General features: G+C 69.9%; 18 protein-coding genes. 15 read left to right on the top strand and 3 right to left on the bottom strand.

Annotation, left to right across the window (positions count from 1 at the left end):
* Nucleotide 1 precedes the first annotated feature (1 nt).
* The 6 genes from sufD (at nucleotide 2) to ACGFIO_RS19700 (ending at nucleotide 4,417) form a co-directional block, all read left to right on the top strand.
* On the top strand, nucleotides 2–1,132 hold the full coding sequence (gene sufD, locus ACGFIO_RS19725; protein WP_392827706.1) for a Fe-S cluster assembly protein SufD: 1,131 nt from the start codon (nucleotides 2–4) through the stop codon (nucleotides 1,130–1,132).
* On the top strand, nucleotides 1,129–1,461 hold the full coding sequence (locus ACGFIO_RS19720) for a non-heme iron oxygenase ferredoxin subunit (RefSeq protein ID WP_392827705.1): 333 nt from the start codon (nucleotides 1,129–1,131) through the stop codon (nucleotides 1,459–1,461). Before sufD ends, ACGFIO_RS19720 begins: the two co-directional genes overlap by 4 nt.
* Nucleotides 1,458–2,228, top strand: a complete 771-nt coding sequence (gene sufC, locus ACGFIO_RS19715; RefSeq protein ID WP_392827704.1) for a Fe-S cluster assembly ATPase SufC — start codon at nucleotides 1,458–1,460, stop codon at nucleotides 2,226–2,228. The genes ACGFIO_RS19720 and sufC overlap by 4 nt, the downstream gene beginning before the upstream one ends.
* Nucleotides 2,225–3,454 carry a cysteine desulfurase gene (locus ACGFIO_RS19710; RefSeq protein ID WP_392827703.1) on the top strand — a complete coding sequence of 410 codons (1,230 nt, stop codon included), beginning with the start codon at nucleotides 2,225–2,227 and terminating at the stop codon, nucleotides 3,452–3,454. The genes sufC and ACGFIO_RS19710 overlap by 4 nt, the downstream gene beginning before the upstream one ends.
* Nucleotides 3,455–3,575: 121 nt before the next feature.
* Nucleotides 3,576–4,010: a Fe-S cluster assembly sulfur transfer protein SufU gene (gene sufU, locus ACGFIO_RS19705; protein WP_392827702.1), complete on the top strand. Its 435-nt coding sequence runs from the start codon at nucleotides 3,576–3,578 to the stop codon at nucleotides 4,008–4,010.
* Nucleotides 4,007–4,417, top strand: a complete 411-nt coding sequence (locus tag ACGFIO_RS19700; protein WP_392827701.1) for a metal-sulfur cluster assembly factor — start codon at nucleotides 4,007–4,009, stop codon at nucleotides 4,415–4,417. The genes sufU and ACGFIO_RS19700 overlap by 4 nt, the downstream gene beginning before the upstream one ends.
* Nucleotides 4,418–4,540: 123 nt before the next feature.
* On the opposite strand, the gene ACGFIO_RS19695 is transcribed toward ACGFIO_RS19700, so the two are convergent.
* Nucleotides 4,541–5,275 (bottom strand): histidine phosphatase family protein, encoded by a 735-nt coding sequence (locus ACGFIO_RS19695; RefSeq protein WP_392827700.1) that lies wholly within the window; start codon nucleotides 5,273–5,275, stop codon nucleotides 4,541–4,543.
* A gap of 38 nt (nucleotides 5,276–5,313) precedes the next feature.
* Between ACGFIO_RS19695 and ACGFIO_RS19690 the strand changes: the two genes are divergently transcribed.
* Together ACGFIO_RS19690 and ACGFIO_RS19685 are read left to right on the top strand one after the other, a co-directional pair.
* The gene (locus tag ACGFIO_RS19690; protein ID WP_392827699.1) at nucleotides 5,314–8,436 is read left to right on the top strand and encodes an NACHT domain-containing protein; all 3,123 of its coding nucleotides are present in this window, start codon (nucleotides 5,314–5,316) and stop codon (nucleotides 8,434–8,436) included.
* A 147-nt stretch (nucleotides 8,437–8,583) separates the two neighbouring features.
* Nucleotides 8,584–9,177 (top strand): LysE family transporter, encoded by a 594-nt coding sequence (locus ACGFIO_RS19685; protein WP_392827698.1) that lies wholly within the window; start codon nucleotides 8,584–8,586, stop codon nucleotides 9,175–9,177.
* A gap of 3 nt (nucleotides 9,178–9,180) precedes the next feature.
* Here ACGFIO_RS19685 and ACGFIO_RS19680 read toward each other — a convergent pair whose 3' ends face one another.
* On the bottom strand, nucleotides 9,181–9,855 hold the full coding sequence (locus ACGFIO_RS19680; RefSeq protein WP_392827697.1) for a DNA alkylation repair protein: 675 nt from the start codon (nucleotides 9,853–9,855) through the stop codon (nucleotides 9,181–9,183).
* A gap of 24 nt (nucleotides 9,856–9,879) precedes the next feature.
* On the opposite strand from ACGFIO_RS19680, the gene ACGFIO_RS19675 reads away from it, so the two are divergent.
* Complete coding sequence (locus ACGFIO_RS19675) at nucleotides 9,880–10,512, top strand: acVLRF1 family peptidyl-tRNA hydrolase (protein ID WP_392827696.1); 633 nt, start codon at nucleotides 9,880–9,882, stop codon at nucleotides 10,510–10,512.
* Here ACGFIO_RS19675 and ACGFIO_RS19670 read toward each other — a convergent pair.
* Nucleotides 10,509–11,429: a neutral zinc metallopeptidase gene (locus tag ACGFIO_RS19670; RefSeq protein WP_392827695.1), complete on the bottom strand. Its 921-nt coding sequence runs from the start codon at nucleotides 11,427–11,429 to the stop codon at nucleotides 10,509–10,511. The two genes, ACGFIO_RS19675 and ACGFIO_RS19670, sit on opposite strands and share 4 nt — an antisense overlap.
* 195 nt (nucleotides 11,430–11,624) lie before the next feature.
* Between ACGFIO_RS19670 and ACGFIO_RS19665 the strand changes: the two genes are divergently transcribed.
* The 6 genes from ACGFIO_RS19665 to ACGFIO_RS19640 all read left to right on the top strand — a co-directional run bounded on the left by ACGFIO_RS19665 (nucleotide 11,625) and on the right by ACGFIO_RS19640 (nucleotide 18,743).
* Nucleotides 11,625–13,229 (top strand): ABC-F family ATP-binding cassette domain-containing protein, encoded by a 1,605-nt coding sequence (locus tag ACGFIO_RS19665; RefSeq protein WP_392827694.1) that lies wholly within the window; start codon nucleotides 11,625–11,627, stop codon nucleotides 13,227–13,229.
* Between the two features lie 473 nt (nucleotides 13,230–13,702).
* On the top strand, nucleotides 13,703–13,930 hold the full coding sequence (locus ACGFIO_RS19660) for a helix-turn-helix domain-containing protein (RefSeq protein WP_392827693.1): 228 nt from the start codon (nucleotides 13,703–13,705) through the stop codon (nucleotides 13,928–13,930).
* Complete coding sequence (locus ACGFIO_RS19655; protein WP_392827692.1) at nucleotides 13,927–14,691, top strand: enoyl-CoA hydratase/isomerase family protein; 765 nt, start codon at nucleotides 13,927–13,929, stop codon at nucleotides 14,689–14,691. Before ACGFIO_RS19660 ends, ACGFIO_RS19655 begins: the two co-directional genes overlap by 4 nt.
* 66 nt (nucleotides 14,692–14,757) lie before the next feature.
* Nucleotides 14,758–16,692, top strand: coding sequence for an ABC transporter ATP-binding protein (locus ACGFIO_RS19650; RefSeq protein ID WP_392827691.1), 1,935 nt, complete (start codon nucleotides 14,758–14,760; stop codon nucleotides 16,690–16,692).
* Nucleotides 16,689–17,294 (top strand): SAM-dependent methyltransferase, encoded by a 606-nt coding sequence (locus tag ACGFIO_RS19645; RefSeq protein WP_392827690.1) that lies wholly within the window; start codon nucleotides 16,689–16,691, stop codon nucleotides 17,292–17,294. The genes ACGFIO_RS19650 and ACGFIO_RS19645 overlap by 4 nt, the downstream gene beginning before the upstream one ends.
* A gap of 663 nt (nucleotides 17,295–17,957) precedes the next feature.
* On the top strand, nucleotides 17,958–18,743 hold the full coding sequence (locus tag ACGFIO_RS19640) for a GNAT family N-acetyltransferase (protein ID WP_392827689.1): 786 nt from the start codon (nucleotides 17,958–17,960) through the stop codon (nucleotides 18,741–18,743).
* Nucleotides 18,744–18,895 lie beyond the last annotated feature (152 nt).

Raw genomic sequence — 18,895 nt, 5'->3', positions numbered from 1 at the left:
CGTGTCCACCGAGACAACCGCGCCGCCGCCGAGCACCAAATCGCAGGTGCTCCGGTCCTTCGCCGTGACCGACTTTCCCAAGGTCGGCGGGCTCGAGGAGGAGTGGCGCTTCACTCCGATCAAGCGGCTCGGTGACCTGATCACCGCGACCGCGCTGACCGGCGTCGCGCCGGAGTGGCAGCACGACACGCTGCCGCCCGGCGTCTCGGTCAAGGAGGTCGAGTCGGCCGAGGACATCCTCACGCCGTTCGACCGGATCAGCGCGCTGGCCTACGGTTCGGCCACCGGCGTCACGCTGATCAACGTGGACGCCGAGACCACGCCCGACGCCCCGGTGCTGCTGCGCCGCGTGGGCACCGGTGGCGCGGCGGCCGGCGCCCGCACGTACGTCAAGGTCGGGAACTTCGCGAACGTCACGCTCATCCTCGAGCAGACGGGCGACGCGATCCTCGCCGACAACATCGAGGTCGTCCTGGGCGACAGCGCCCACCTGACCTTCGTCACGCTGGCCGAGTGGAACGCGGGCGCGGTGCAGGCCCAGCACGTCAAGTTCCGGGTCGGCAAGGACGCGCGGGTCCAGCACGTGCAGGTCTCGCTCGGTGGTGACGTGGTCCGGCAGTTCACCAGCGTCGAGTACGCCGGGCGCGGCGGCGACGCCGAGCTGTGGGGCCTCTACTTCGCCGACGCCGGTCAGCACCTGGAACACCGCCAGCTGGTCGACCACGCCGTTCCGGACTGCCGCAGCTACGTGGGTTACCGCGGCGCCCTGCAGGGCGAGTCGGCACAGACGGTCTGGGTCGGCGACGTGCTGATCCGCAAGACGGCCACGGGCACGGACACGTACGAGATCAACCGGAACCTCGTCCTGACCGACGGGGCGGTGGCTCACTCCGTACCCAACCTGGAGATCGAGACCGGCGAGGTCGCCGGCGCCGGGCACGCGAGCGCGACCGGCCGCTTCGACGACGAGCAGCTGTTCTACCTGATGGCCCGCGGTATCCCCGAGGGCGAGGCCCGCAAGCTGGTCGTCCGCGGCTTCTTCGCCGAGCTGATCAACAAGATCCCGTCCGAGGAACTGCGGTCGCGGCTCGGTGACGCCATCGAGAGCCGTCTCGCGAAGGCGGGGGCATGACCTTCCAGTTCGTGGGTCCGGTGGACGTGGTGGCGAAGGGTTCCGTGCTCGCCACCGAGGTCGACGGCGTCGAGGTCGCGGTCGTGCACGCCGACGACGACAAGTTCTACGCCGTCCGCGACGAGTGCAGCCACGCCTCGATCCAGCTCTCCGAGGGTGAGGTCGACGGCTGCACGCTCGAGTGCTGGCTGCACGGCTCGCGCTTCGACGTGCGGACCGGCGAGCCCACCGGCCTGCCCGCCACCGAGCCGGTGGCGACCTTCCCCGTCGAGATCCGCGACGGCGACATCTACGTATCGACGACACCGAGCAATGGAGTTAACCCGTGAGCACCCTGGAGATCCGCGACCTGCAGGTCTCGGTCAAGCTGCCGGAAGGCGACCTGAAGCCGATCCTCGCGGGGGTCGACCTGACCGTGAAGTCCGGTGAGACGCACGCCATCATGGGTCCCAACGGATCCGGCAAGTCCACGCTGGCCTACTCCATCGCGGGCCACCCCAAGTACCAGATCACCGGCGGCACGGTGACGCTGGACGGCGACGACGTGCTGGCGCTGACCGTCGACGAGCGGGCCCGGGCCGGTCTCTTCCTGGCCATGCAGTACCCCGTCGAGGTTCCCGGCGTGTCGGTGGCCAACTTCCTGCGTACCGCCAAGACCGCCATCGACGGCGAGGCGCCCAAGCTCCGCACCTGGGCCGGCGAACTGCGCGGCGCCATGGAGAAGCTGCACATGGACCCGGCGTTCGCCCAGCGCAACGTCAACGAGGGCTTCTCCGGCGGCGAGAAGAAGCGCCACGAGATCATGCAGCTCGAGCTGCTCAAGCCCAAGGTGGCGATCCTCGACGAGACCGACTCGGGCCTCGACATCGACGCGCTCAAGATCGTGTCGGAGGGCGTCAACCGGGTCCGCGCGACCGGCGAGACCGGCCTGCTGCTGATCACCCACTACACGCGGATCCTGCGCTACATCAAGCCGGACTTCGTCCACGTCTTCGTGGCCGGCAAGATCGTCAAGGAGGGTGGCCCCGAGCTGGCCGAGGAGCTCGAGGCCTCCGGTTACGCCGAGTTCGTCGAGAAGGCGGGCGCCACAGCATGAGCACCTTCGACGTCGCCAAGGTCCGGGAGGACTTCCCGATCCTGGGCCGGGAGATCAACGGGCATCCGCTCGTCTACCTGGACAGCGCCAACACCTCGCACAAGCCGGTGCAGGTGCTCGACGTCATGCGTTCCTACTGGGAACGGTCCAACGCCAACGTGTCGCGCTCGGTGCACACACTCGGCACCGAGTCGACCACCGCGTACGAGGACGCCCGGGCCAAGGTGGCGGCGTTCATCGGCGCCCGCTCGGCCGACGAGGTCGTGTTCACCAAGAACTCGTCCGAGGCGATCAACCTGGCCGCCCACTCCCTCGGCGCGTCCCTCGTCGCCGGTGACGAAGTGGTGATCTCCGAGATGGAGCATCACTCGAACATCGTGCCTTGGCAGCTGCTGTGCGAGCGTACGGGCGCACGGCTGCGATGGTTCGGTATCACCGACGACGGGCTGCTCGACGAGTCGGGCATCTCCGCGTTGATCACCGAGCAGACCAAGATCGTGTCCCTGGTGCACATGTCGAACATCCTGGGCACGATCAACGACGTCTCACGGATCGTCGCCCGTGCCCACGAGGTCGGCGCGGTGGTGCTGCTGGACTGTTCTCAGTCCGTACCCCATCTGCCGCTGAATGTCGTTGAACTCGGCGCCGACCTGATCGCCTTCACCGGCCACAAGATGCTCGGCCCGACCGGCATCGGCGTCCTCTGGGGGCGCGGCACCCTGCTGGCCGAGATGCCGCCGTTCCTCGGCGGCGGCTCGATGATCGAGACAGTCACCATGGAACACACCACCTACGCGGCGCCGCCGGCCCGGTTCGAGGCCGGCACGCCGCCCATCGCCGAGGCGATCGGCCTGGGCGCCGCGGTGGACTATCTCTCCGGGATCGGCATGACCGCGATCCACGAGCACGAGATGGAGCTCACCGGCTACGCGCTGAAGACGCTCGCGGGCATCGACGGCGTCCGGGTCTTCGGCCCGGGCACCCCCGACGGCCGTGGCGGCACGGTCTCCTTCGACGTGGCCGGCGTACACCCGCACGACGTCGGGCAGATCCTCGACGGCCTGGGCGTCGAGGTCCGCGTGGGGCATCATTGCGCTCGTCCGGTGTGCGCGCGTTTCGGCGTCTCGTCGATGACCCGTGCGTCGTTCTACCTTTACAACACCACCGCCGAGATCGACGCCTTGGCCTCAGGGGTGGAGCAGGTGAAGAAGGTGTTCTCGAGTTGATGGCCTCGCTTCGCTCGGCGGGCGCTGCTCCCCGGGAAGCCGTTGTCGGCGCCACCGGTTTTCGGCCGGGAAAGAGCGCCCGCCCAAAGACCTGCGTCCCCGACAACGACGGGAGCAGCGCATGACCGACGCGCTTTACCAGGAGATCATCCTGGACCACTACAAGCACCCGCACGGGCGTGGCCTGCGCGAGCCGTACTCCGGCGAGGCGCACCACGTGAACCCGACGTGCGGCGACGAGATCACCATTCGGGTGACCGACGATTTCGCCGACATCTCGTACGACGGGATGGGCTGCTCGATCAGCCAGGCGTCCGCGTCGGTGCTCTACGAGCTGCTGCGCGGAAAATCGACCGAGGAGGCGGCGCGGATCCACGACGCCTTCGTCGAGCTGATGCAGGGTCGCGGCCAGATCGTGCCGGACGAAGAGGTGCTGGGTGACGGGATCGCGTTCGCCGGGGTGGCGCGTTATCCGGCCCGGGTCAAATGTGCGCTGCTGCCGTGGATGGCGTTCAAGGACGCCGCGGCACGTGCCGGTGTGGAGGTAACGGTATGACTGCCCCTTCTTCTTCTCCTTCGTCTTCGGAAGAGGTTCCCGCCGCGGAGACTGCCGTCTCGACGGCTCCCGCCGAACTCTCGAAGGCTTCCATCGCGGACATCGAAGAGGCGATGAAGGACGTCGTCGACCCCGAGCTCGGGATCAACGTCGTCGACCTCGGCCTCGTCTACGGCACGCACGTCGACGACGAGAACGTCGCGACCCTGGACATGACGCTGACCTCGGCCGCGTGCCCGCTGACCGACGTCATCGAGGACCAGACCCGCGCCGCCCTGACCACCGGCCCCGGCGGCGGCCTGGTCAAGGACTTCCGCATCAACTGGGTCTGGCTGCCGCCGTGGGGCCCCGACAAGATCACCGACGAGGGCCGCGACCAGCTCCGCGCGCTCGGCTTCAACGTCTGAGCGGCTTTGCCGTTTGTCGTCACGCCCTCGGCCAGGTGACCAGCCGCTCGGCGTAGCGGACGTGCCGGGTGTGTGGGAGCAGGTCGATCGGCATCGTCGCTCGCTTCCTGTCGAATGACCCGGTCAGGCGGGCGGCGTGGCCTGGTCGGGGGCGGGCGCGGCCGGCGGCGCCGGGTCGGTCAGGTGGTCGACCGTGTTGTAGCGGTCGAGGAGCAGAGCACCCGAGCGGCCGTCGAACACCGTGATCGAGGCGTTGCGGACGGTGTTGCCGGCCGAGACGCGGTCGACCCCGTCCCAGTCGAGGTCCTCGACGACCGCGCGCATCATCAGGACCACCGCGTCGTGGGCGGTGACGACGACGCGGTGGCCGGCGTGGTCGGTGTTGATGTCGTCGAGGAACGCCTTGAGCCGGATGCGAATGTCGCCGAACGACTCGCCGTTGGGCGGCCGCCAGCGGTAGTCGGTCACCCCGTGGTAGCGGGCCTCGTCGGGGTAGTCGCGGGCGACCGCCGCGCGGGTCATCATCTCGAGGTCGCCGAGCAGGCGGTCGACCAGGCGCTCGTCGGTCGTGGCGGGCGGGAAGCTCAGGCCGGACGCCTCGGCGGCGATCCGCCAGGTCTCTCGCGCGCGGAGGTAGGGCGACGTGATCGGCACCTCGGGCACGCGGTCGGCCGGCAACCGGGCCAGCCACGCGCCGACGGCCCGGGCCTGCGTCACCCCCAGTTCGGTGAGCTCGACATCCCGGTCGCGACCACTGAGGCCGCTGTCGATCAGCCCCTCGGCGTCGGCGGCGGGGAAGGCCACGTTGGCGGCACTCTGCCCGTGCCGCAGAAGAATCAGTTCCGAAACGACAGGCACGCCCGAACTCTAGCCCGCACTGCACTACGGTCACTGGGATGGGTACGCGCCCTCTGAGCTACCGGGACGCAGCACGACTCCTCGGTGTGCCGGACAATCCGCTGGTCAAGATCGTCGGCGCGGTGACCGGGGCCGGTGCCGCAGCGGTGACGCTGGCCACCCTCGGGGCCAACGACTTCTTCGCGTTGCGGGCCGAGGTCATCAACTGGGGCAACGCGGCCGTGGACGGGCTGCGCGAGCGGATCACCGGGGTCAGCCGCTTCGACCGCACCGAGCGGCTGGCCGCGGCGCACGCCGTCGTCGTGGTGACGTCCTTCTACGAGGCGCTCGACGTGGTGCTGACCGACGGGTCGCCGTTGGCCCGCGCGGTCGCCCAGATCTCCGCGGCCGAACAGGTCGCGCTGGCCACGTCGACCGCGGTCGCCCAGCGGTACGCCGACGTCCTCCGTACCCTGATCGACGAGCCGCCTCCGATGCCCGCGCCGCATCGTCCCTTCGAGGCGACGCTCGACGAGCTGGCGGCCTATTTCGCCACGATGGCCGGCGCTCTGGGCGGTTTCTTCGCCGGGCTCGAGCCCTTCGAGAACAGAGCCGTGCAGATCACCCTCGGGGACGGCCTGGACCGGTTGGCCGTCCAGCGTTACACCGAGGCGTACCGATCCCTGATCGCGCGGGCGCCGGAGTTCGGTGCGTGGGCCGGCATGGTCGAGGCGCAGGCCACCCGCGCGTTGTTGAAGACCGGGTTCGGGGACCTGTCCACCCAACTCCACGACCTGCACGCCGCCGTCGACGCGGTCCTGTCCGGACTGGGCAAGCGGTACCGGGCGGCGGTCACCGGGCCGATCCTGGAGTCGGCCGACGCGCCCGCGCACGTGGCGTTGCCGTCGCTCGACGAGGCGTACGTCAATCCGCACGGCCGTGTCGCGGTCGCCGGTCCGACTGATCTTCCGGCCACCGAGTCGTGGTGGGAGACGGCTCGCGGCCTGGCCGACGTACAGGGCTATCTGCTCGCGTACCTGAGCAGCCCGGAAGCCGTACGCAGCCCGCTGACGGTCCTCGGTCACCCCGGTTCGGGCAAGTCGGCGATGACCAAGGTGTTCGCCGCGCGGCTGCCCTCCGACTTCCTGGTGATCCGGGTCGAGCTGCGCAACGTCCGCGCCGACGCCACGATTCAGTCGCAGGTCGAACAGGCTCTCCTCCAGACGCTGGGCGAGCACGTGTCGTGGCCCGATCTGGTTCGCCGGGCCGGGCCCGCGCTGCCCGTCGTCGTGCTGGACGGGTTCGACGAACTGCTCCAGGTGTCGGGTCTCAACCGGGCCGACTACCTCGATCAGATCCGGCAGTTCCAGCAGCGTGAGCGGGAGCTCGACCGGCCGGTGGCGGTGCTGGTCACCAGCCGTACGGTGGTCGCCGACCGGACGAGGTTCCCACCCGGCTCGGTGGTGCTCCGGTTGGAGCCGTTCGACGACGGCCAGGTCCGCGCATGGCTGGACGTGTGGAACGGGCACAACGCGGCCGGCCTCGCGAGGCGGGGTCTGCTTCCGCTGAGCGCCGACGCGGCTCTGGCGCAGGGCGAGCTGGCCCGTCAGCCGCTGCTGTTGCTGCTCCTGGCGCTCTACGACGCGGGCGCCAACGCGCTCCAGCCCGCGGGCAGCGACATCCGGCAGGTCGACCTGTACGAGCGCCTGTTCGCCGATTTCGTCGAGCGCGAGATCGACAAGCAGGCCCGGGACTGGAGCCCCGAGGAGCGCGCGGCCGAGATCGACGCGGAGTGGCGGCGGCTCGGTGCGGTGGCCGTCGCGATCCTGAACCGCGGTGGTGACGTGATCCTGGACGACGAACTGAACGCCGACATTCCGCTGTTGCTGTCGGCCGCCGATCTGGGCCTGGTCCGGTCCGAGTCGGCCCACCGCGCGCTCAGCGCGAGCCAGATCATGGTGGGCCGCTTCTTCTTCATCCACGAGTCCCGGACCGCGCGCGGCACCTTCGGCGCGGAGCGCAGCTTCGAGTTCCTGCACGCCACCTTCGGCGACTTCCTGGCCGCCCGGCACATCGTGACCACGTTCGCGGACCTGGCCGAGGAGCGTGTCTACCAGCGTCGGCGGCGAGGCGCCTACGACGCCGGCGATCTCCATGCGGCAACCTCGTTCGTGACGGTGACCCGCCGGGCGCCGCTCTGGGAGTTCTGCCGTGGCTTGTTGTCCAAACTGGACGCGGAGCAGCGGCGGATCGCCCGCGAGCTGGCCCTGGAACTGCTGCCCGAGGCCGGGTACGCCCACCCGACCTGGAGCCGGGGAGACTACGAACCGCGCCGCCTGCCCTTCGCCCGCAGGCACTCCGCCTTCTCGGCCAACCTGGCGTGCTTCGTGGTGATCCTCAGCCCGGAGCCGGTCGACGCGGTCGAGCTGGTGGGTGAGCCGGTCGTCGGCAACTGGCGCAAGCAGGCGCTGCTGTGGCAGAGCCAGCTCGACGACGAGGACCGCAAGCGGCTGGCCCTGTCGCTCCGGGTGGCGTGGCGGCTGGACGCCGATCCGACCCGGCTCGAGGTGCGGCTCGAGGACGGGTCGGACGTCTGGGTCTACCGGTCGCTGCCGTGGCCGCCGGACGTCCGCCCGGCGCCACGTGACCCGGACGCCTACCGCATAGCCCCGGACCTGGCCATCGTCCCGGACAGCCGGCTCGGACGCTCGTTGCGGCTGTCCGCGTTCGTGCAGACCGCCCACGAGGTACGCGAGAGCCTCTACGACCTGATGCCGTACTGGCGAGCCGCCGGGCATGCGGATCTGTACGACGCCGACGAGACGGAGCCCTTCTCCGAAACGTCCCTTTTCCTCGATCTCATGCTCTCGCCGGTGGATGAGGACGAACGGTCCATGGCGACGCGTTCGGACCAATTCCAGCTGGCGCTCGCGATGACCGACCTGCCACGGCAACGGGATCTGTTGATCAGCAGACTCAGCGACTACGGAACGGCAATCCTTCCGGGCGATCTGCCCGATATCTTCAACCGGCTGCGAGCCAGCGATCTTGAACGGAATACGGACGCGGTTCGCCGCATTCTCTCCCACCTGTCCGAGGACATCGCGGAGCAGTGTCTGCGCGCCGTCAACTGGAACCGGCGGGAGGAGTACAGAGATCACTGGCTGGGGCAGCGGTTCTGACGGAAATCGGTGGCGGGGAGGCGCGCCGGTTCCGCATCATGTGGCCGTGACCGCTTATCTCATGACCCGGGTCTCTGTACGCGCCGGCCTCGTCGCCGCGCGACAGCAGACGCCCGCCGGCGGATCGGCGGTTCTCAGCCAGCGGTCATGAGCGGGGCGTTTCTGGCCGGCGTCGTCGCCGGCTACGGGATCGCTGTGCCCGTCGGAGCCATCGGGGCGTTGATCGCGACGCTCAGTGCCCGGGAGTCGTTGCGGGTCGGAGCGGCCGCCGGGCTGGGCGCGGCCACCGCCGACGGTCTCTACGCCATGCTCGCGGTCGCCGGCGGCGCGGCCGTCGCCGGCCTCGTCGCGCCGATCGCCACCCCGCTGAGGTGGGTGGGTGCGACGGCTCTGCTGGTGTTCGCCGCCGCCACTGCGGTCGGTGCGATCCGGAGGCGGGCGACACCGCCGGCGGAGCGCGGACGGCCCACCGGCGTGCTGAGGGCGTACCTGGGCATCCTGGGTCTGACCTTGTTGAACCCGGCCACGGTGGTCTATTTCGCGGCGCTGGTGCTGGGTGGCGCGGGCGGCGGCCTGTGGTTCGTGGCCGGGGCGTTCCTGGCCTCGGCCAGCTGGCAGCTGCTGATCGCCGGCGGTGGGTCGCTGATCGGCCGGCTGCTGACGGGCACCCGCGGCCGGCTCGTCACCGCCCTGACGTCGAGCACGGTCGTCGCCGCCCTCGCCGTGGCGATGGTGCTGTAATCGCTAGAGATGCTTGGTCGCCTCGCGGACGGACAGCGGGGACAGGGCGTCGCGATGGGCGTCGACGTACGCCCGCACCGCCGACGGGTCGGTGCGGGCGTAATGCCTCAGGGCCCAGCCGATGGCCTTGCGGATGAAGAAGTCACGGTGGCCGGCCTGCGCGGTGCAGTACGAGAACAGCCGGCGCGTGTCCGTCTCGACGCCCCAGTGCAGTTGGTGCAGGACCGCCGTACGCGCCAGCCAGACGTTGTCGTCGCCCGACCACTCGTCCATCGTCGCCGCGAGTGACCGATGGGCCCGGACCAGGTCGCCGACGATCCGCGTGGCCAGCGGATCGACCGTGTCCCACCACGACTTGGTCGTGATCAGCGTGCGCAAGGTGACCAGGAACGACGGGCCCAGCGCGTCGGCCCGCAGGATCTCGCAGGCGAAGTACTGGTATTCGCGCGCGGGCATCTCCCAGCATCGCAGCGCGATCTCGCGCAGGTCGTCCGGGCCGGCCGGCGGGACCGACTTCATCAGGGTCTTCGACATCTTGCGGACCTGGGGGAGGGTCAGGCCGAGGTACGGGAACTGGTCCCGCATGTACGCCCGCTGCCCCTCGGCCCGCGCCGGATCCGCCTCGGCCGTGAACATCGGCACCACCCGGGCCACCACCTGGTCAGCGAGATCACTCATGCCGCTCACCGTAATGTGGCGGGCATGGGTGCACGACCGGCGGCGGGTGGCGGGCGTTTCGTTGATGTCGCGCCGGAGCGGTTGTCGCGCTGGCTGGCGAACTTCGCGACGCGGCACGGGCCGTACACCGCGGACGGGCTGACCGTGACCGCGGCGGACGGGGCTGTCGCCGTCTTCGAGCCGCCACCGGGCGCTGCCGGCGTACCCGATCTGGATGCTCTGGCCGCGACGGCGACCGCCCCGCGCACGCTGGGCCTGCTCCTGGCGCGCAAGGGCGCGATCGCGGTGGGTGTCGCCGAGGGCGCCGAGCTCGCCGTCTCCAAGGTCGACACGCACTACGTGCAGGGGCGGACGGCGGCGGGTGGGTGGTCGCAGCAACGCTTCGCGCGCCGCCGGGCCAATCAGGCCAGGGCGGCCACCGCGGACGGCACCGGCATCGCGGAGCGCGTTCTTCTTCCCCGGGTACGCGACTTCGCCGCACTTGTCACCGGCGGCGACCGGTCGGCGGTGGACGCGATCCTCGCCGCGCGCACCCTCGAGCCGCTGGCCGGCCTGCGGGCCGACCGGTTCCTGGACGTGCCCGAGCCGCGGCACGCCGTCCTGGTGGAGGCGATCGCCGCGGCCCGGGCCGTACGCGTGCTGGTGAAGGACCCTTAGGAGACAGCACCCTGCTTGAAGGTGTCGCAGGACTTGGGGGAGCCGGACTCGAAGCCGGTGCGGAACCACTGCTGGCGCTGCGCCGACGTGCCGTGGGTGAACTCGGCCGGGTTGACCTGGCCGCCGCCGCGCTGCTGGAGGGTGTCGTCACCGATCTGTTTGGCGGTGTCCAGGCCTTCCTGGATGTCCTGGTCGGTGATGCTGGTGAAGATCTTCTGGCCGCTGCCGTCGTCGGTGCCGGTGGCGTTCTTGGCCCACACCCCGGCGTAGCAGTCGGCCTGCAGCTCGAGCTTGACGCTGAGCGCGTTCTGCTGGCCGGGGTCGCGTTGCTGCTGGCGGCGCATGGTGGCCTCGGTGCCGGTGAGGTCCTGGATGTGGTGTCCGTACTCGTGGGCCAGCACGTACGGCTGGGCGAACTCGCCGGGCGCGCCGAGCTGGTCGGCCAGCTGCTGGTAGAAGGTGAGGTCGATGTACACCCGGTCGTCGCCGGGGCAGTAGAACGGCCCGACCCCGGAGTCGGCGGCGCCGCAGGCGGTGTTCACCTGGCGGCTGAAGAGCACCGTCTTGGCCGGCTGGTACGGGTCGCCGAAGTTCTGCGGCATCGCGTCTTTCCAGTAGTCCTGGATCGAGTTGACGTAGAGCACGTTGCGGCAGTCGAGCTGCTTGGAGGCGTCGGACTGCGAACACTCCTGGGACAGGCTGGTGTTGTCGCCGGTCTGCGGCTCGCTCCCCCCGCCGCTGATCTGGTTGATGCCGAAGTAGCCGCCGACCACGGCGAGTACCAGGCTGATGATGATGCCGGTGATGCCGCCGCCCCCGATGGGCAGGCCGCCGATACCACCGCCGCCGCCACCGCCGGAGCCGCGCTGGTCGTCGATCTGGCTGGTGTCGATCCGGGCGTTCTCGTTGAGCTCCATCTCACCCTCACTCGCGCTGCCGCAGGTGGCTGCGGTGTACCCGATGATCTTCCCGACTAATCGGTTGGGAGGTGCTACCGGGTGCCCGGTAGACTATCGGCCGTGAAGCTCTGTCAAGGCTGACCGCTCTGTGCCTTCTGGTTCAGGGAGCCTTCTGATTCAGCCTTCGACCTCTGAGAGCGAGAGTCTGCAACCATGATCACCGCCACCGGGCTGGAACTCCGCGCGGGCGCCCGCATCCTGATCAACCCGACGACCCTGCGCGTGCAGCCGGGCGACCGGATCGGCCTGGTCGGCCGCAACGGCGCCGGCAAGACCACGACGCTCAAGGTGCTGGCCGGCGAGGGGCAGCCCTTCGCCGGCGAGGTGACCCGCACCAGCGAGGTCGGTTACCTGCCACAGGACCCACGTACCGGCGATCTGAACGTGACCGCCCGCGACCGCGTACTCTCCGCCCGCGGTCTCGATGTCCTGCTGGCCGAGATGCAGAAGCTCGAAGTGCAGCTCGAGGAGAGCGACGACGAGAAGCTGATCCGGCGTTACGGCAGTCTGGAAGACCAGTTCGCCAGCCTGGGCGGGTACGCCGCCGAGGCCGAGGCGGCCCGGATCTGTTCCAACCTCGGCCTGCCCGACCGGGCCCTGGCCCAGACCATCGGCACCCTGTCCGGTGGTCAGCGGCGGCGCATCGAGCTCGCTCGCATCCTGTTCCAGAACTCGGGCCAGAACGGCAAGGGCATCCTGCTGCTGGACGAGCCGACCAACCACCTCGACGCCGACTCGATCACCTGGCTGCGCGGCTACATGGCGGCGCACAAGGGCGGGCTGGTGGTGATCAGCCACGACGTGTCGCTGCTGGAGGCGGCGGTCAACAAGGTGTGGTATCTGGATGCCAACCGCTCGATCGTCGACATCTACAACGTCGGCTGGAAGACGTATCTGGACCAGCGCGAGACCGATGAGCGCCGGCGCCGCCGCGAGCGCGCGAACGCCGAGAAGAAGGCCGGCGCGCTGATGGCGCAGGCCGACAAGATGCGGGCCAAGGCGACCAAGACGGTGGCCGCGCAGAACATGGCCCGCCGGGCCGAGCGGTTGCTCAGCGGCCTGGAAGAGGTGCGCGCCTCCGACCGGGTGGCCAAGGTCCGGTTCCCGCAGCCGGCGCCCTGTGGCAAGACGCCATTGACCGCCTCCGGGCTGTCCAAGTCGTACGGCTCGCTGGAGATCTTCACCGACGTGAACGTGGCCGTCGACCGGGGTTCCCGGGTGGCCATCCTGGGCCTGAACGGTGCCGGCAAGACCACCCTGCTGCGCATTCTCGGCGGTCTGCTGGACAGCGACACCGGTGAGGTGCGCCCGGGCCACGGCCTGCGGATGGGCTACTACGCGCAGGAGCACGAGACGCTGGATGTCGACCGGTCCGTGCTCGACCACATGCGCAGCGCCGCGTCCGAGCAGACCGACACCGAGCTGCGCAAGATCCTGGGCGCGTTCCTCTTCTCCGGCGACGACGTGGAAAAGCCGGCCGGGGTGCTCTCCGGCGGCGAGAAGACCCGGCTGGCCCTGGCCACGCTGGTCTGTTCCGGCGCCAACGTGCTGCTGCTGGACGAACCGACGAACAACTTGGACCCGGTCAGCCGGGAACAGGTGCTGGACGCCATCGCCAACTACCCCGGCGCCATCGTCCTGGTGACCCACGACCCGGGCGCTGTGCAGGCGTTGAAGCCCGATCGGGCGATCCTGTTGCCGGACGGCGACGAGGACGCGTGGAGCGACGACCTGCTCGAGCTGGTCGAGTTGGCGTGATCTGTCCTATTTGATCCACATCATTGCGTGCGTCGATTTGTCAACCGGGCGTCGCACAGGGTGTGCGACTTCTGACCGTCAGCAGTCAGAACCGACATGACATCGGTCATCGTGGTGAGCGTTAACATCATCGGCCCGCTGCCCGAACGGTCAGTCGATCACGGCGCTCGGTGAGCAAGACATCGACGGACGGTAACGTTTTTCGAAGTGGGTCTTGGTCGATGTTTGCGCTGGTGATCGTGGGTCTTGCGGGTCGAGCATGATCACGCTGCGGAGTCGGGACCGTTGTGTATTCCCGTGGTCAAGCGCCTCTGAGGTAACTGTCTGACATTGATGCGCGTGCTCGTCGTCAAGTTCCTGACAGTGATAATTGGGCACGTTGGGGAGGGCGAGATGCCTAGCGCATGATCGTCCGAGGCGTTCTAATAGGTGAGACCGGTATGAAACCGCAGTCAGGGACGTGAGGATTCAAGATGCCAGCGACGGGCGCAGCCACCAGTACTGAGAAGGGTCGTCGAATCGTCGGAAGCGAGCGTCAGACGCTCGCCAAGGACCTGGTCAAGCGTTACACATCCGGCGAGAGCATTCGCGCACTGGCCGCATCGACCGGACGGTCGTACGGATTCGTGCATCGGGTGCTCACCGAGTCGGGTGTTCAGCTGCGCCAGCGTGGCGGCGCGCGTCGCCGCAAGAAGGCGTGACGACCAGCAGCAACGACGCCGGCGTCAGCTATGTGCAGGACGGGCCGATAGCGACCGTGACCCTGTCGCGGCCCGACGTGCTCAATGCGCAGACACCGGCCCTGTGGGCGGAGCTCGGCAACATTTCCCGGAAATTGCCGGGAGACGTGCGAGTCGTCATTGTGCGGGCCGCGGGACGCGCATTTTCCGCCGGCCTCGATCTGTCGGTCGCGCGTAGCCAGGGCGATTCTTCGTTCGCCGATCTGGCGCGCTTACCGGCGGACGAGTGCGCGGATCGGATTGCCGGGTTCCAAGCAGCGTTCACGTGGTTGCGTGAACCGTCCGTGGTGACGATCGCAGCCGTGCAAGGCCACGCCATCGGCGCGGGATTTCAACTCGCGCTCAACTGCGACATGCGGGTGCTGGCCGACGATGCTCGATTCTGCATGGCCGAGGTGAGCCTGGGACTGGTTCCCGATCTGGGCGGCACCAAACGCCTCACCGAGCTCGTCGGCCCGTCCCGCGCGCTGGAGATCTGCGTCACCGGCCGGCGGATCACCGCCGACGAGGCCGACCGGATCGGGCTGGCCACGGCGGTCGTGCCCCGGGCCGACCTGGACACGGCGGTGACCGACCTGGCGGCGGCGATCGTGTCGGCCGATCGCGGGGCGGTGGCCGAGATCAAGGCACTGATCTCGGGCGCCGGGCCGCGGTCGTACGCGGAGCAGGATCGCGCGGAGCGGGAAGCGCAGACCCGGCGGCTGGCCGATCTGCTGGAATAGCCGCATCGGACGCAAAGTTGTCGTACCCGGCGGGCAGACTCGGATCTGACCCCCGGGAGGTGACCGATGACGAGCCCGATGAGCAGCTGGATGATGCTGCGCTCGATGCAGAACGCCGACGGTGTCAAGAAGCACCAGCTCAGCGCCGGCACGTTCCGCCGCATCGTGACGTTCGCGCGGCCGTACCGCGCCGACATCAGCGTCTTCCTGTTCACCGTCGTGCTCGGCGCGGGCATCGGGGTCGCCACCCCGGTGCTCGCCGGCCACGTCGTCAACGCCATCACCGGTGGCGGCGGCCCGGACGCGGCCGGCACGGTCATCCGGCTGGCCCTGTTCATCGCCGGCCTGGCCGTGGTCGACGCCTTCCTGTCCCTGGCCCAGCGGTGGTACTCGGCCCGCATCGGCGAGGGCATCATCCTCGACCTGCGTACCCGGGTCTACGACCACGTCCAGCGCATGCCGCTGCAGTTCTTCACCCGCACCCAGACCGGCGCCCTGGTCAGCCGGCTCAACAACGACGTCACCGGCGCCCAGCGGGCGTTCACCTCGACCCTGTCCGGTGTGGTCAGCAACGTCATCCAGCTGGTCCTCACCGCCGCCGTGATGATCAGCCTGTCCTGGCCGATCACCCTGCTGTCGGTGGCCATGCTGCCGCTGTTCATCATCCCGGCGCGCCGGGTCGGCAAGCGGCTGGCCGAGATCACCCGGGAGTCGTACAACCTGGACGCCAAGATGAACGCGACGATGACCGAGCGGTTCAACGTGTCCGGCGCGCTGCTGGTCAAGCTGTTCGGCCGGCCCGAGACCGAGGCGCGCCGGTTCGGCGAGCGTGCGGCCCGGGTCCGCGACATCGGGGTCCAGCAGGCGATGTTCTCGCGGACCTTCTTCGTCGCGATGCTGCTGGTGGCCTCGCTGGCCCAGGCGCTGACCTACGGTCTGGGCGGCTGGCTCGCGGTCACCGGCAGCGTCACCGCCGGCACCGTGGTCACGCTGGCGTTGCTGCTGACCCGGCTCTACGGCCCGCTGACCGCGCTGAGCAACGTGCGGGTCGACGTGATGAGCGCGCTGGTCTCCTTCGACCGGGTCTTCGAGGTGCTCGACCTGGCGCCCGGCATCGCTGAGAAGGCCGATGCGGTGCCGGTCGGCGAGGGCCGCCTCGAGTTCCGCGACGTGCACTTCCGCTACCCGGCGGCCGACGAGGTCTCGCTGGCGACCCTGGAGGACGTGGCCACCCTCGACCGCCGCGAGAACGCGCCGGTGCTGCGGGGCGTCGACTTCACCGTCGAACCCGGGCAGATGGTCGCGCTGGTCGGCCCGTCCGGCGCGGGCAAGTCGACCACGTCCATGCTGGCGTCCCGGGTCTACGACGTGACCGGCGGCGCGGTGCTGGTCGGCGGGGTCGACGTGCGCGACGCGACGCTCGCCTCCCTGCGCGACGCGATCGGCGTGGTCACCCAGGATTCACACCTCTTCCACGAGACGATCAAAGAGAATCTGTCGTACGCCGCACCCGGCGCGACCGAGGACGACATGTGGGCGGCGCTGCGTGGCGCCCAGGTCGAAGAGCTCGTCCGCCGCCTGCCCGACGGACTCGACACGGTCGTGGGGGAGCGGGGCTACCGCTTCTCCGGCGGCGAGAAACAGCGCATCGCGATCGCCCGGCTGCTGCTCAAACACCCGTCGATCGTGATTCTGGACGAGGCCACGGCCCACCTCGACAGCGAGTCCGAGGCCGCTGTGCAACGGGCGTTGTCGGTCGCCCTCGCCGGCCGCACGGCGTTGGTCATCGCCCACCGGTTGAGCACCGTCCGGGACGCCGACCTCATCCTGGTGATGGACGACGGGCGGATCGTCGAGCGTGGCCGCCACGACGAGCTGGTCGCCGCCGGCGGGCTCTACGCCGAGCTCTACCGCACCCAGTTCGCGGTGGCCGGCAGCCCGTCCCGCACCGAGGACGTCGAGCCGGTGATCATCACGGTGCCTGACAAGATTGCGCCGTGACCAGAGTTCAGGGCGACGCCGCCGCGCCGGAGTCGTCGTTCAGCCAAGAGCACTTCGTCAACCTCTACCTGGCCAAGGACGACCCGTGGGACAACGTGACGAAGTGGAGCGATCGCCGCAAGTACGCGATCACCGCCGCCTCGCTGCCGCGCGAGCACTACCGCCGGGCGTACGAGCCGGGTTGTGCCGTCGGTGAGCTGACCCGGCTGCTCGCCCCGCGCTGTTCCGCCCTGCTCGCGGTCGACTGCGTCGACGCGGCGGTCACCCAGGCCGCCGCCGCGGTCGAGAGTCTTCCGCACGTGGTCGTCGAAAAGGCCCTGCTGCCGGCCGACCTGCCGGCCGCCACCTTCGACCTGATCGTCCTCGGCGACCTGCTCTACTACCTCTCGGCCGACGACCTCACGGCCCTGCTCGACGGCCTGCTGACCCGGCTCGAGCCCGGCGGCGACATCGCGGCCGTCCACTTCCGCGATCGCGACGGCGTGGGCGGCTACGACGGCTTCAACGTGCACGCGTCGCTGCTGGCCCGTCCCGGCCTCGAGCACCTGGTCCACCACGACGACGACTGGTTCGTCCTGGACATCCTGCGCCGGTCGGCCTGACGGGCCTGTTTGACCGCTCCCGATCCGGCCCTCGGCCGACCGCCGCCTCCCGTCACCGGCCGGGCCGGTTGCCCGGGCTGCGGGTCGGGCTGGTTGCCCGGGTGCGGGCGGGCCGGCTGATCGGGTCGCGGGTCGGGCTGGTTGCCCGGGTTGCGGGTCGGGCTGGTTGCTCGGGTTGCGGGCGGGCTGGCTGTTCGGGTGCGGACGAGGCTGGTTGCTCGGGTTGTGGGTCGGGCTGGTTGCTCGGGTTGCGGGTCGGGCTCGTTGCTCGGGTTGCGGGTCGGGCTGGTTGCCCGGGTCGCGGGCCGGCGTCGGCACCGGGGACGGCCGGTGATGGGCCGGGTCGCATGGATTCAAGGTCAAGGGCCTGATGTCGTGGCTGGGTGGTGGGTGCGGACCGTCGCTCACGCCGAGGGTCGCTTCGCTCCACCGGCGTGCGTGGTCACCCTTCGTCGCTACGCGACAAACCCCGCTGGTTGACCAGCGGTGCGACCGTGTCAAGGTCCTCGAAGTCCCGCGCGGTCAGCGTGGGTTCTGTGCATGAGGGAATGACGCCTGTGATCTCGGTGCGCCCAGCGGCCGCCTGAGGTTCGACCAGTTCCGCGGTGGCCCGACGTGTCTTCGTCCCGGCCGTTTCCAGCATGCCCAGAGGTCATCGTGCTCATGGACTCTCGTATTCAGCAGTCGGTCGTCGCCAGCCTGTCCGCCCGTCCGGCGGCCACCGAGATCGGGCCCTTCGTCCTCGGACTCGATCCGGGCACCGACAGCCCGCACGCCAACTACGCCACCCCGCGGCCCGGCGCGGCCGTCACCGGCGCCGACGTCACCAGGATGGTGGCGGCGTTCCGGGACGCCGGTCGCCGTCCGCGCCTGGAGTACGTCACCACCTGCGCGCCAGAGCTGGAAGCCCTGCTGACGGCGGCCGGGTTCGAGGTCGAGGCCCGGCACGAATACCTGGTCTGTTCGGCTCGGACGCTGACCACACCGGACGTGCCGGACGGGTTCGAGCTGCGCCAACCGGTCTCCGACGAGGACGTGGCCGCCCTGATCAGCGCGCAGAACGAAGCCTTCGGCGGGGAGCCGGTGGCGAGCCCGGCCGACGTCGACCGGCTCCGGCGCCGGCAAGCCGAGGGCGGGGTCGCGGTCCTGGCCGTCAGCGCCGGCGACGTGGCGCCCGGGCCGGACGGCCAGGGGCGGGGCGCCTGCGTCGGTGGTGGGCAGGCGGTCCCGCCGCGGGACGCGGTCAGCGAGGTGACCGGTATCGCCGTCCGGCGGCCGTACCGTCGCCGTGGTCTCGCCGGTGCGATCACCGCTGCCGTCACCGCCCGCCTGTTCGCCGCGGATGTAGGGGTCGCCTGGCTGGAGGCTTCGGGCGAGGAGTCGTGGCGGGTGTACGAACGCGTCGGCTACCGGCCCGCCGGCCGGCGGCTCTACCTGCGGTTGCCCTGACCGCAGGGAAGGCGCGCGCTTTCCCGACCCAGGCCAAGGGCTGCGGCCTGACCGGGTCGTGAGACGCGCCTTAAATCAGTTGCGCCGCCCGGCCGGGCCCGGGCAGGGTGGCTGCTGCGGGAAGTCCGACCGTGAGAAAGAGGGGGTGTGGA

The sequence above is a fragment of the Actinoplanes sp. NPDC049265 genome (assembly GCF_043197135.1).
Classification (GTDB): Bacteria; Actinomycetota; Actinomycetes; order Mycobacteriales; family Micromonosporaceae; genus Actinoplanes.
This window is presented reverse-complemented; position numbering and strand designations above follow the sequence as displayed.